The following is a 13120-nucleotide window of genomic DNA, read 5'->3' as shown; positions in this document are numbered from 1 at the left end:
CTATATTTTGCACTAACTTTTAATTAGTGCAAAAAACAAACAGGGTGTAATATGGCAATCGCAAGAAAGCGTCAAATAAGTTTGGTTGATACAAAATACTATCATTGTATTTCTCGCTGTGTACGCCAAGCATTTTTATGCGGTGAAGACTGTTTTACAGGGAAGTCTTATGAGCACCGCAGAGGGTGGGTTGAAGAGAAGCTACTGAGTCTAGCCAAGGTATTTTGTATTGATGTGTGTGCTTATGCAGTAATGAGTAACCACACGCACTTAGTGCTCTATGTTGATGATAAAAAAGCAAAGAGGCTGAATGATAAAGCCATTATTATCCGCTGGCATAAACTCTGTAAGGGCACTTTGCTTACTCAAAAATACATGCAAGGTGAAAAGCTAAGTAAAACAGAGAGCATGTTTTTTAACCAAACGGTTGAGCAATATCGAGAGCGCTTAGCAAGCATCAGTTGGTTTATGCGACTATTAAATGAAGACATTGCGCGTAAAGCTAATAAAGAAGATGGTTGTACAGGCCGATTCTGGGAGGGAAGATTCAAATCACACGCATTATTAGATGAAGCCGCCATAGCTGCTTGCATGGCTTATGTCGATCTAAACCCCATCAGAGCCAAAATGGCGAATATCCCTGAAGAGTCAGCCCGCACCAGCGTACAAAAACGCATTGAAAGTGCAAAGGAAGGCAAACAATCCAAACAACTACTGCGCTTTGCAGGCATGCCCAGACAACAAATGGCAAAAGGATTACCGTTTGAGTTAAAATCTTATCTTGAATTAGTAGAGCTCACAGGGCGATGCTTGCGTGAAGATAAGCGCGGCCACATTGAAGAGGCAAACTTACCACTTTTAGATCGCATCAATATCTCCCCAGAAAACTGGTTAAAACTCACTACACACTTTACCCGCGTATTTCATGGTGCAGTTGGTAGACCGTCATCACACACAAGTTACTGTGAAAATTTAAACAGAAAACGACGCAGCAACCTCAGCAACTGCGAAAAACTTCTGGCGTAGTGTTCACACTCATTTAAAACTTAAAATTGCTCTTCAAGGGAAAAGCGTATGTGCCCGCAATGTAGACTCCTGCATTTTTGAATTTAGTCAAATTCATTGAAACTGTGTTTAAATCGTGATTATGTCGAAAATGTTCACTTACTAATGACTTCAAGCGATGTGTTTATTGTTTTGCTTCCAATAAATAATTAAGATGGGTGTCAACTTAAGTTCTGTTTACCATGAGAAATTATGAAAAACGTTAGATTTTTAGTGACTATATTAAGCTTTGTTGTATTAACAGGTTGTTCAAGTACAAAATTAATAGTTGAACGTAGTTACACCTACCAATTGTCAGATGTATTTACTCAAGAGGTTATTGATGAAGCGAGCGTTCCAGAAAAAGGGATGTCTCTATTCAAAGCAAGGCTAGAAGCACAAATGAGTCAATTTGGACTAAGCACTAGTAATGATGCTAATAAGAAAATTGAAATTACCTTCATTGATTATAAAATGAGGCATGGCGCAGCCAGAGCGTTAGGCGGTTTCATGGCTGGCACAGATAATATTTCAACGATAGTTGTTATTAAGGATGTAAAAAGCGATGAAACTATCGCTAGGTTAAAGGTTACGTCAAGAAATAAAGCTGCGGTAGGGACATCAAAGGGACTTATTGAGGATCATGCAGATAAAATCGTAACATATATTAAAACAGGGAAGTATTAAGTCGGAGGTCTTTTTATATGTTGTGTAAAAACATTAAAAGTCACCAGAAAGATCTGATACATATGGCATGTTAGTATACTCAGTGTAAATTTCGTACTGATTTGGATGGCTTATGGATTACAAAACATTTTTACCAAGTAAAGATATAGCCTCTTTTGTTAATTTTTTCTGGACACTCGAGGTCTCTCCAGAAGAAAATTCAGAAAAGCAGAGAATTGTACCTGATGGAAGTATTGAATTGGCTTTCATTTTAGGTGATGACATTAAAAGGTACACTTCAGGTAATCATTATATAATTCAACCACGTGCAATGGTACTTGGGCAAACCGTTTCCCCTTTTTATATTCAACCGACAGGTTATGTTCATACCTTTGCTGCCAGCTTTTTACCTTATGCTTTTTCTAATTTCGTTTCTGAACCCATCAATAATCTAAAAAATAAAGAAACATCAATTTATGAATTGTTTGAAAGCAATGAATCAGAGGAGCTAGAAAAAAGTATTATTAAAGCTCTAAACACAAGTGAAAGAATTGAAATACTTGAAGCATTTCTTTTTTCAAAACTTAGTAATCCGCGAACTATTGAAAATGTTGTAAAAGCAACCGTTGAGATTCTCTTTTCGAACAATGGCAATATACCCATTAACAAAATTATAAATTCAGATCCCAATCAAAAACGACAATTAGAAAGAAAATTTTTAGATATAGTTGGAGTTAGCCCTAAGAAGTTGAGTAAGCTTATTCGCTTACAAACTGCTTTGAAGTTATTAATTAATCATGACGAAAGCCTTACTAATATAGCGTACAAATGCAATTACTATGATCAATCTCATTTTATTAAAGACTTTAAAGAGTTTACAGGGGTAAAGCCGCGTAACTTTCTTGGTGACAAAAGTATGGCTCTTTCTTTGCTTTTCTATAAATAAACGGCCCTGTCGTTTTTTTACAATTTATTATGCTTTCCTATGCCTATATTGAAAATGTGGTCGTTCGAAGAAATACGAGTGAGAACGTTCCCATCAATAATAGTGTTAGTGACTCGGTTTACTGACTGTAAAACGTAAATAATAAGGAGAGTGAAATGCAAAGTTTGGCATCGATTTTTGAGATCCCTGCGACCGATTTAGATCGCGCTGTAAAATTTTATAGCAACATTTTTACTTTAACCATCGAAACTATGGATATTCCAGGAATGAAGATGGGGTTATTTCCATATAAGGATCAATCTACGGTTGGTATCATTATTCAAGGAGAAGGTTATTTACCCTCTACTGCTGGCCTTACATTGTATTTAAATGCAGGTGAAGACCTACAAGTCGTTCTATCTAAGGTTGAAGTGTATGGCGGGAAAGTACTTGTATCCAAAACATCCCATGCGGACGAAAGTGGCTTTTTCGCATTGTTTATAGATACCGAAGGAAATAGACTTGGTTTACATTCACCTAACTAAGTAGCTCATATTTTAGACTGTTTAAATTTGATAAGGGCATTAAGAAGATGACGTTAAGAAAGTGGAGCAAAAAAGCCTCCCACTTTTAATGCTGTAAATTTAGATATTTAATTCGGGGAATGGCTTTATGCTGTGTGTACAAAGCGTATCTATTATCAATAAATATTAGGGCTGGGTGCGTTACTATAATTGGAATTAAAGGCAATAAAAGAGCTTAAATCACCTTTTATTGCCTTGTAGTTGGTCGTGCTTAAAACACTGAGCGAAATGAAGAGCGTCCAGATGAGCGACGCTCATTGCGACGACTACGCATGCGGCTGTGTAGTTCGCGACGTTTTGCGTCTAGCCATTCATCACGAGTAACGTTTGCGTTACCATTGCGGCTTTCTTCACGGCTACGATAAGCGCAAAACTCTTCAAATGCTTCAACATCGTCACTAAACTCGCCAGCAACCAGTTCAATCATAATCGCGTCATCTAAAAAGCCTAGTACGGGAATATGATCAGGCACTAAATCTTCAGGATCACTAAAGTAAGCCAAGGCACTTAATATTTCTACGCGTTCTTCTTCAGGGATTTGCCATTCAGTATCTTCAATCATTGCGACAAATGTTTCTAATTTTTGGATGCGAAGGCGAACAAACTCAGGCACATTGTCTATTATATTTGAGCTGATTTTTTTAGCATTATTAATTATTACCTGCTCACTTAGTAATTTAGCGCCCTGTTGTGCTTTACGCATTACATCGCGAAAGTGCTCTAAATCGGTATCTGATAATTCAAACTTAACTTCAAACGCCATTATAATTCTCCTGTATTGGCTATATGGTCACAGTAAATAATCGCTATGACAGACAACATTAACATTAGCTTATTGTCATTGTTGAATTTAGCAGATCCTTTGGCAGGCAGCACGTTTAATAGTTGGTTTTTTATAAATTATTTGTAATTTACATGTTACATCGTGCTATTGTTTTATGTATTACTTAATTGATAGTTTAAATAGTCATAGTGAGCTTATGTCTCAAGAAAATCAGGTAGTGAATATAAATAGTTCACTTTCTTCACAAGAAGAAGTCTCCGTTATTAATGATAGTGAGGCGGTGGCTCAAACGCTTTGTGATAATTGCCACCAATCAGTTGAGGGGGCATTTTGCTCTAACTGCGGGCAGTCGCTCGACTCCACGTTAAAGTATTTTTGGGTGGTTATTTTACATTTACTCGATGATATTTTTAGCTTTGACTCCCGTGCCAGTCGTACTTTATGGCCGTTAATATTTCGCCCCGGTTTTTTAACTAATGAGTATTTTGCTGGTAGGCGAGTGCATTACGTGCCGCCACTGCGCTTATATTTATTCATTAGTATTGTGTTTTTTTTAACTCTAAAATTAACTGTTTCTGGAGAAGACCAACAAACGATTGAAATGAATAATAACAAAGCTGCTATTACTCAAGTTACAGAGCATATTAAAACGCTTAATGAAAAAAAATTACAAGCTCAGCCGACACCAGATAATAAAAATATAGCGAGCATTGATGCCGATTTAGCGAGGTTTAATCGCTACCTTGATGATTTAAAGCTTGATATTTCTATTGCTGAAAATGCCAAACTGGTGAGTACGACTCGACAGCTTGCTACCATAGAACTTGAGCGCGTTAAGTTAGGCACAGATGACAAAAGCAATAGTATTACTATTTCAAATAGTGCTGATGGTAGTTTGTCATTTGATTTTTTATCAGATGAAAGTAATAAGAAGCTTGATGATTCTGCTAAAAAACTAGCAGAAAAAGCGAAGAAAACGTTTACCACGGATACTAATCGTTTAATCAATGAAGTATTAGGAAAACTACCACAATTAATGTTTGTACTTTTGCCTATATTTGCGCTGTTACTTAAGGTGATTTTTATCTTCTCAAAGCGTCTTTATATGGAGCACTTAACTGTGGCACTGCATAGTCATAGCTTTATTTTTGTCAGTTCATTATCAATTGATCTGTTAGATGTAGCACATGATCATGTTAAGGCGCTGGGTGGCGGGTTTGCTACTGTTGCGGCGAGTATTTTAGGGTTCATTGGATTTGCTTTGCTGATATGGATACCTATTTACTTGTTTATAATGCAAAAACGTATTTACAAACAAGGTTATATATTAGCTTTTTTCACTTATGGTTTTGTCGGTATTATCTACTTTATATTAATGGCATTAACGACGGTTGTGGCAATTGTTTGGGGTTTAACCGAAATTTAGACTTTAAAATAAATAATAAAAAGAACCGGTGTAATCTTTGTGCACTTAGTATTATTAACCCTAATACCACTTAATTGCGCGTGTTTTAGGCGAGCAATCAGTGGTAAAGGTAAATACACACAAGCTTTAGCTATCTTAGAAAGTAACTTGTAGCCTCGAAATATGGCTAATTTTTATAACCTTATATTACTCATATCGCAGTGCGTTAATTGGTCTTTCCTTAGCTGCAATGGCTGATAGCGAGCCAACTGTTACCCATGCAATCACGAATGCTAATAATGCTGCTAACACAAACGGGAATATCGACAAATCAACACGGTATACAAAATTATTTAACCATTGCTGCATGATGAGGTAAGCGATAGGCCAAGCTATAACGTTGGCGATTAATACCTGCTTTGAAAACTCTTTATTAATCAGCATTACAATATCAAATACCGAGGCGCCTAATACTTTACGAATGCCAATTTCTTTAGTCCTACGCTGGGTTGTAAAAGACGCCAGACCAAACAACCCTAAACACGCAATAAATATGGCGAGTAATGAGAACAGGTTAAATACAATAAATTCTTTGTCTTCTTGTTGGTACATTTGTTCGAATGTCTCTTCTAAATAAGCAAGTGATATAGGTTGCTCAGGGATTAAAGTTGCCCACGTTTGCTCAATAAAGTCGCGAACTTGAGTTGCATTTTTGTCGTACTTAATTGACATTGAATAGCCCGCGTCGCTATTTAATAAATGATAAGTGGGGCTAATCTCAGTTTTTAGCGATGAGAAGTAATAATCAGTTGATACACCCACAATCGTTGCAATACTTTCCTTGCCGTGGCGTCCGGCGAGTACTTTAAATTGCTTACCTACCGCTTCTTGCGCACTAAATCCTAAACTTTTTGCCGCCATTTGGTTTACTACTACAGAAAAGGCGGGGGTTGGATTTTCGTCACTTGGTTGCTGGTATTTATCTGCAGGAAAATCAAGACTAAAGCTGCGACCGCTTATAATATTGATGTTGTAACCAGTAAAGTAATCTTCATCTACCGATAATACTGGCATCATCTGAAATACATTTGTGATTGGGTTTATAAGACCAAAAGAGTCGGTTAATGTGCCTGTAGGAAAACGTGAGCTGGCAGTTACATTAATAATGTTGGGGTGTGATTGCAGCTGAGTTTTTAATGCATCACGTTTACTGCTCGCTTCGTTAGTATATAAACCTCTTATTACAAAGGTGTTCGACTTATCATAGCCAAGCTCGATGTTACGTGCGTAGTTTAGCTGTGAACTGGCAACTGTGGTCGCAACAATTAAAATAATTGCCACACTAAACTGAAATACTACTAGCCCTTGGCGAAGGAGTGCCCCAGCTTTACCTTGAGTTACTTCGCCTTTGAGTACCTTTGCAGGTTTAAACGCACTTAAATAAAATGCGGGGTAGGCGCCAGAAATAACTCCAATCACAAGACCCAATAATAATAAAGTGAGTAGGAGTGTGCCATCTAAATAATTAAAGCTCAGTGTTTTGCCAATAAAGCTCGCAAACATGGGTAAGCTTGCTTCAACTAACGCCATTGCAATAAATAGCGCAATATAACAAAGCATGATTGCTTCAATCATAAACTGCGCAACCAGGCTATATTTTTTAGCGCCTAAGGTTTTACGAACCCCGACTTCTTTGGCGCGTTTGGTTGCGGTTGCAGTAGAGAGGTTCATAAAATTAACGCAGGCAATTAATAGGATCAGTGCCGCGATAATACTGAACGAATAGACGATATTTATATCACCATTGTTTTTAAGTTCAGAATACAAATTTGATTTTAGGTAAATATCAGTCACAGGTATTAAGGTGTAATGCAAAGAGTCACTGGTGTTAGCCCGAATGTGATTGTCTAAAAAATCAGGGATTTTTGCTTCAAGTGCTGCTACATCAGTAAGTGGCGCTAACTTAAAATAGGTCGAATAGTTAAAGCTTGGGTTTTGATCCCAGTTTGGATTATTCAAAAATGCAGGCGCTGTGCTCATACTAATGAGTGCAAATACATCTAAGTGGGTACGTTTAGGTAAATCCTTGATAACACCCGTTACTTTAAGTGAAATACGGTTTGCTAATATTAATGTCTCACCTACCGCATTTTGATTTGAAAAATGTTTCTGGGCGGCAGATTCAGTTAGAACAATTGAATTAGGTGCGCTTAATGCTGTAGCACTGTCCCCTTGGAGTAATTCTAATGAGAAAAAATCAAGGGTATTACTATCAGCCAGTAGTATGCCGTCATCGCTAAAGTGCTGGGTGCCGTAACCTAAGGTTGCACCTATTTCGCGAAGGCGAGCAGCTTCAATTATCTCATCAAAATAAGCACTAAAACGCTCAGCGTTATACACAGAGCCCGGAGCAAAATTTTGCTCTGGGGAGCCCGGTACGGTTAATTTTAACGAAGTACGGTAAATGTTGTTATGATCTTCAATAAAGGTGTCGTAGCCAAGCTCCGACTCCACAAAAATAGCCATGCTAATACAAATAGCAAGGCCGATTGCTAAACCTAAAATATTAATACTTGAATATAGCTTTTGTTTTAAAAGGCTTCGATAAGCGATGGTTAAGTAATTACTAAGCACTACGCGCCTCCTGCATATTCTGAGATACAATATGGCCGTCTAATACGTTGATCACGCGGTGTGCATAATTAGCATGATGATCTGAGTGAGTGACCATGACGATGGTGACTCCTTCACGGTTTAATTGCGCTAAAAGTTGCATCACTTCTTCGCCGTTTTTAGAGTCTAAATTGCCAGTTGGCTCATCGGCAAGCAGCATTTTTTGCTCAGCAACTATCGCTCGTCCTACTGCAACTCTTTGTTGTTGTCCCCCTGATAACTGCTGCGGGTAATGATCTTTACGATGGGCAATATTTACTTTTTCTAAAATAGCTAATACGCGTTGTTCGCGTTCTTTTTTGCTAATTCTTTGGTAGACCAAAGGGAGTTCAACATTTTCAAATACGGTAAGTTCGTCAATTAAGTTAAAACTTTGGAAGATAAAGCCAATGTTGTCTTTGCGAATATCAGCTAATTTGTTTTCGGTAAACCCACTGATGTCCTTGTCGTCAAAAATATACTCACCTTGGTCTATGTGGTCTAACATACCGACAATGTTCAGTAAGGTTGATTTACCCGAACCAGACTGGCCCATAATAGCTACAAACTCACCGCGTTCAACGGTTAAAGATACACTGTCTAGGGCGTAGGTTTCGACCGATTCCGTTCTAAATATTTTGCTGATGTTGTTAAGGTTGATCATGGCAATTGCCCTTAATTTGTTAATTTGATTGATTCTATGTTTTTATAATTGCTGTAGCTTGAGGTGATCACGCGATCTCCTACATTTAAGCCCGACAGCACTTCAATGAATTTATTATTTATTTGGCCAAATTTTACCTGTTTTTTAACAGCCACTTGGCCACCTTCTTCAATGACAAATACCCACTTGCCCGCAGTATCTTGGTAAAAACCACCATTTGAAAGCATTGTGGCAGGCTTTGCATCAGCGAGTAATAACTCCATTTGCAAGCTTTGCCCTCGACGAATACGCTGTGGTAATAAGTCATTAAAAGTTAAATCTACTTCAAAGCGACCATTTGATACTTCAGCGTAAACCTTGCTCAGGGTTAAGGTATAGGCTTGTCCAAGATGAGTAAGCGTGGCAGTTTGCCCCGCAAAAACTCTGCCAAGGTAGAATTCATCAATAAAAGCGGTGACTTTATATTCATTCATAATGTCGACTTGGCCAAGGCGTGAACCGCGTGCTTTAGATTCTCCTAATTCGGCATTAAACGAGGTCAGTTGGCCATCAATAGGGGCTTTGATTATCAAGTTTTCAAGGTTTTTACGTGCAAAGCGTAGATTTTTATTTAGCTGGCTCACACTGTCTTCAAGTTGTGCTATTTGCGTCGTTCTTATTATTTCATCCTGATCTTGTTGTTCTACCACAAGCGTACGGCGATCTTTTAAATACAGTGTTCTATCAATCACTGTTTTTAGCTCATCTTGTGAAACAAGGTTGTTTGCTACCAGTTTTTTGTGTTGCGCCATTTTTCGCTCGCTTTGCTTAATTTCAAAGTCTAGTTCTAACAAATTACGCTTTAGGTTTAGCCTATTTTGGTCAATAGCTAATCGGGTATTGTGCAAGTTGTTTAGCTGCTCTGAGATTTGTGCTTCACGGGAAATTACATCTAGCTGTAAACCTGTGTTACTCAAAGCGAGGAGCTTATCGCCTTTTTTAACGATTGCTCCTTCTTCAACAAAGCGTTGCTCTACACGGCCGCCTTCAATGGCATCAAGAAAAACTGATTTACTGGGGGTGATATTACCCCGTAATGGGATCATATCGCTAAATTCGCCTTTTATCACAGTGCTAACTTTTACCTTGTCGCTTGCAACGTTATACCGACTACCACTGCCACTGACTGTATTGCTTAACAGGAAGTAGCTAATTGCCACTGCTGGTAAGGCTAACTACCAGAGTTTAAAAGTGCGCTTTTTTGTAATCAACTTATCCATAACTATCCATCTAAAACTCAACGTTGGTATAGATATAACAAGTTGTGTGCCAAAAAATATAACTCTTATAAAACATGTTGTTACTGTTTTTTTTACTAATTTAAAAAATAAAGGTGTAAAAAAATTAAACACTTGATGTACGATATCGTACAGTTCGATTGAAGGAATAACCCATGAGCCTCTCAGATAAAGCAATTTTAGTGGTAGACGATAATGCCGAAATTTTAATAGCTACTAAAATGCTATTAAAACAGCACTATAAAAAAGTAATGACGCTGGATAACCCTCACGATATTGCGCAAGCTTTTGCCAAACAGTCTTTTTCTTTGGTTCTGCTTGATATGAACTTCACCCGTGACTCAACCTCAGGCGCAGAAGGCTTTTACTGGTTGAAACAAATTAAAGCGCTTGATGAAGATGCCGTGGTTGTGCTGTTTACCGCCTTTGGAGATATGTCGATGGCAGTTGAGGCTATTAAGCTAGGCGCTAGTGACTTTGTACTTAAGCCTTGGCAAAATGAAAAGTTACTGGCGACGGTGGCCAATTGTATTGACTTAAGTACACAGCGACAAAAAACTAAAAAGCTTAATCAAATAGCCCAATTGTCGCTTGCAGCACAGAATCGCCCATTTGAAAACCTGATTGCAGCAAGTCCCGCTATGGAGCAGGTTTTTACAACCATCGAAAAAGCAGCAAAAACAGATGCTAACGTATTGATTTTAGGTGAAAGCGGCACAGGTAAAGAGGTGATTGCACGGGAGTTTCATAAACATTCATTGAGAGCAAAAGACACATTTTTATCAGTTGATATGGGGACTATCGCAAGCTCGCTTTTTGAGAGTGAGTTGTTTGGGCATACCAAGGGGGCTTTCACTGACGCCAAAGAGAACAAACAAGGGCGATTTGAATTGGCCGATATGGGGACTTTGTTTTTAGATGAAATAGCTAACACTCCCTTAGAATTACAAGGCAAACTGTTAACAGCCATTCAAAATAGAGTGATCACTCCCGTTGGTGGCAGTAAACAAATAGAGATAGATATTAGGCTTATTACTGCCACTAACGTGAACCTTTACGATAGGGTGCGCGAAGGTAGCTTTCGACAAGATTTGCTCTATCGAATCAATACCGTTGAGATCACACTTCCGCCACTGAGAGATAGGCCACAAGACATTCCATTGCTGGTTGAGTTTTATACTCACTTATATAGTGAAAAATATAAGCTTCCTGTAAAGAGTATTAGTGATAACACCTTAGATGAATTATTTACCTATGCATGGCCTGGTAACATTCGAGAGTTGCAACATTTAGTTGAGCGGGCGGTTATTTTATCAGATGGTAATCAATTACATTTTCAGCTTGCAAATACACAACACAGCGAAGCAATAGCACTTAAACCGATTACTTATAATTTAGCGGAGATTGAACAAATAACTATCGAGCAGGCGCTTGCTGATTTTAAAGGCAACATCAGTCATACAGCTAAAGCACTGGGGATCACCCGTCCTTCTTTATATCGAAAAATGGAGAAGTACGGTGTTTAATAAAACCAGCTATCATGTATTAACACTATTTATTGTTGCATTAATATTCAGTTGCTTAGGTTTGTATGGTGTGTTTTTTAGTCATGCAATATTACTCAGTACCATCTCCTTTATGGCTGCGTTAATTTGTGTGGGCTTGACCTTAAAAATATTTTATAAACAACAGGCGCAATTTAATGAAGTTATCAATGCGCTTAAGTATCAAGATAGCAGTTTTAGACTGAGTGCAGAGCATACACTGGGCGCTAAAGAGCAAGCAATTTGCAACGATCTCATTCAGCGTGTTCAAGCCGATAAATTCCAACAAGCCGAACAAGTCGCGCTTTTTGAGACCATGCTGCAACACGTTGATGCAGGTGTTATCCTCACTAAAAATCAGCGCGATATAGTGGTGTGTAATAATAGTGCAAAGCAAGCATTGGACATTCGTAATACCAACACGGTCAACGAACTTATGGCATCACTGCCTGTTCTCGAGCTGGCAAAGCAGGGAGAGAGTGTTGCAAATGATATGTTGTTTAAATACCTTGCCTTTACCTATCATAATAACCAATATGAATTATGGCTGTTTACGGCCATTTCTCAACAAATAGAAAGTACCCAAATAGACGCTTGGCAAAAGCTGATTCGCGTTCTTATTCATGAAATAGGTAATTCAGTTGCACCAATACATTCATTAGCAAACACGCTTGTCACTATCACTGAGCAGCAGCTCGTCCATGAATTGGCAGATAAAGATTTAGTAGATGACTATCTACAAAGCCTTAATGCGATTGGTATTCGTAGCCAATCTTTGTTGGGTTTTGTGGAAGACTACCGGAAGTTGACCCATGTACCGCATTTAGATTTACAGCCAATATTGGTTCAGGACCTTTTTGACGATTTGCAGCCTTTGATTAATGCTCAGTTATTCGACTGTGATATTACATGCAACTTTGAAATTGAACCTAAGCAGCTTAGTATCTCGGTTGATAAAAAAATGTTAGAGCAAGTGCTTATTAACCTGCTAAGTAACGCAGTAGAGGCCCTAAAGCTGAGTTGTAAGCCTGAAAAAACAATATCGATTTCGGCAAAAATTAATCGCTATGGCAAAAGTGAGATTAAAATTAACGATAATGGCGATGGCATAGAATCAAGTGCATTAGAGAAAATTTTTATCCCCTTTTTCACCACCAAAAAAAAAGGCTCAGGAATTGGGTTGGCGTTGAGCCAACAAATAATCCATCGTCATAAAGGACGGATAAAGGTCGAGTCTGAAGTTGGTTTGGGGGCTAGTTTTACGTTGATTTTATAATGGGGGATTATACCCAAAACGCATCTTGAGGTGGCTTGGTATATAGGTCGATCATTTAGATGACGATCATTGAGATAGTAACCATCTCAGATGCTGTAATAGTGATAAGTATTGAATCTGCACTCTTCAAATAAAAAGCTTACCTAAAACATTCAAGCGACAGCTTTTTTAACCTCAAAAACTAACGCTTATAGTGCGATAAGGCAATTCTCAACGGCGATAATGACTATAAAAGTAGAAAACGACTAAACGATTGAACCAAAATAGGAACTCGGCTATGGTTGATGCATCAATAAAAA

Annotated in this window: 11 protein-coding genes; 7 read left to right on the top strand and 4 right to left on the bottom strand. The window is 38.2% G+C overall.

Going from position 1 to position 13120, the window contains the following annotated elements; genetic code table 11:
* Positions 1-51 precede the first annotated feature (51 nt).
* From ADS77_RS15835 to ADS77_RS15820, 4 genes are all read left to right on the top strand, one after another.
* Positions 52-1026, top strand: a complete 975-nt coding sequence (locus tag ADS77_RS15835; RefSeq protein ID WP_054455304.1) for a hypothetical protein — start codon at positions 52-54, stop codon at positions 1024-1026.
* A gap of 231 nt (positions 1027-1257) precedes the next feature.
* Complete coding sequence (locus ADS77_RS15830; protein WP_054455302.1) at positions 1258-1731, top strand: DUF4410 domain-containing protein; 474 nt, start codon at positions 1258-1260, stop codon at positions 1729-1731.
* 112 nt (positions 1732-1843) lie between these two features.
* Positions 1844-2656 (top strand): helix-turn-helix transcriptional regulator, encoded by an 813-nt coding sequence (locus ADS77_RS15825; protein ID WP_054206214.1) that lies wholly within the window; start codon positions 1844-1846, stop codon positions 2654-2656.
* 155 nt (positions 2657-2811) lie between these two features.
* A complete protein-coding gene (locus ADS77_RS15820) occupies positions 2812-3180 on the top strand; it encodes a VOC family protein (protein WP_054206213.1) in 369 nt (122 codons plus the stop codon).
* 250 nt (positions 3181-3430) lie between these two features.
* Here ADS77_RS15820 and ADS77_RS15815 read toward each other — a convergent pair whose 3' ends face one another.
* Positions 3431-3982 (bottom strand): YkvA family protein, encoded by a 552-nt coding sequence (locus tag ADS77_RS15815; protein ID WP_054455300.1) that lies wholly within the window; start codon positions 3980-3982, stop codon positions 3431-3433.
* A 217-nt stretch (positions 3983-4199) separates the two neighbouring features.
* On the opposite strand from ADS77_RS15815, the gene ADS77_RS15810 reads away from it, so the two are divergent.
* Positions 4200-5429 carry a DUF3667 domain-containing protein gene (locus ADS77_RS15810; protein ID WP_082355704.1) on the top strand — a complete coding sequence of 410 codons (1230 nt, stop codon included), beginning with the start codon at positions 4200-4202 and terminating at the stop codon, positions 5427-5429.
* Positions 5430-5615: 186 nt separating this feature from the next.
* On the opposite strand, the gene ADS77_RS15805 is transcribed toward ADS77_RS15810, so the two are convergent.
* From ADS77_RS15805 to ADS77_RS15795, 3 genes are read right to left on the bottom strand one after another with little or no spacing between them, the layout of a single operon-like run.
* Positions 5616-8042, bottom strand: coding sequence for an ABC transporter permease (locus tag ADS77_RS15805; RefSeq protein ID WP_054455296.1), 2427 nt, complete (start codon positions 8040-8042; stop codon positions 5616-5618).
* Entirely contained in the window at positions 8035-8724 is a 690-nt protein-coding gene (locus ADS77_RS15800; protein ID WP_054206209.1) for an ABC transporter ATP-binding protein, read from the bottom strand. The genes ADS77_RS15805 and ADS77_RS15800 overlap by 8 nt, the downstream gene beginning before the upstream one ends.
* Before the next feature lie 11 nt (positions 8725-8735).
* Positions 8736-9809 (bottom strand): efflux RND transporter periplasmic adaptor subunit, encoded by a 1074-nt coding sequence (locus ADS77_RS15795; protein WP_235575794.1) that lies wholly within the window; start codon positions 9807-9809, stop codon positions 8736-8738.
* 347 nt (positions 9810-10156) lie between these two features.
* Between ADS77_RS15795 and ADS77_RS15790 the strand changes: the two genes are divergently transcribed.
* Both ADS77_RS15790 and ADS77_RS15785 read left to right on the top strand, forming a co-directional pair.
* Positions 10157-11527, top strand: coding sequence for a sigma-54-dependent transcriptional regulator (locus ADS77_RS15790; RefSeq protein WP_054455294.1), 1371 nt, complete (start codon positions 10157-10159; stop codon positions 11525-11527).
* On the top strand, positions 11520-12821 hold the full coding sequence (locus tag ADS77_RS15785; protein ID WP_054206206.1) for a sensor histidine kinase: 1302 nt from the start codon (positions 11520-11522) through the stop codon (positions 12819-12821). Before ADS77_RS15790 ends, ADS77_RS15785 begins: the two co-directional genes overlap by 8 nt.
* Positions 12822-13120 lie beyond the last annotated feature (299 nt).

Source organism: Pseudoalteromonas porphyrae (assembly GCF_001298125.1).
In the GTDB taxonomy this organism is placed as follows: domain Bacteria; phylum Pseudomonadota; class Gammaproteobacteria; order Enterobacterales; family Alteromonadaceae; genus Pseudoalteromonas; species Pseudoalteromonas neustonica.
This window is presented reverse-complemented; position numbering and strand designations above follow the sequence as displayed.

What these genes read in the sequence shown, in the direction of transcription:
- ADS77_RS15835 (WP_054455304.1), top strand. Translation starts at nt 52, where the DNA reads ATGGCAATCGCAAGAAAGCGTCAAATAAGTTTGGTTGATACAAAATAC.
- ADS77_RS15830 (WP_054455302.1), top strand. Translation starts at nt 1,258, where the DNA reads ATGAAAAACGTTAGATTTTTAGTGACTATATTAAGCTTTGTTGTATTA.
- ADS77_RS15825 (WP_054206214.1), top strand. Translation starts at nt 1,844, where the DNA reads ATGGATTACAAAACATTTTTACCAAGTAAAGATATAGCCTCTTTTGTT.
- ADS77_RS15820 (WP_054206213.1), top strand. Translation starts at nt 2,812, where the DNA reads ATGCAAAGTTTGGCATCGATTTTTGAGATCCCTGCGACCGATTTAGAT.
- ADS77_RS15815 (WP_054455300.1), bottom strand. Translation starts at nt 3,982, where the DNA reads ATGGCGTTTGAAGTTAAGTTTGAATTATCAGATACCGATTTAGAGCAC.
- ADS77_RS15810 (WP_082355704.1), top strand. Translation starts at nt 4,200, where the DNA reads ATGTCTCAAGAAAATCAGGTAGTGAATATAAATAGTTCACTTTCTTCA.
- ADS77_RS15800 (WP_054206209.1), bottom strand. Translation starts at nt 8,724, where the DNA reads ATGATCAACCTTAACAACATCAGCAAAATATTTAGAACGGAATCGGTC.
- ADS77_RS15795 (WP_235575794.1), bottom strand. Translation starts at nt 9,809, where the DNA reads ATGATCCCATTACGGGGTAATATCACCCCCAGTAAATCAGTTTTTCTT.
- ADS77_RS15790 (WP_054455294.1), top strand. Translation starts at nt 10,157, where the DNA reads ATGAGCCTCTCAGATAAAGCAATTTTAGTGGTAGACGATAATGCCGAA.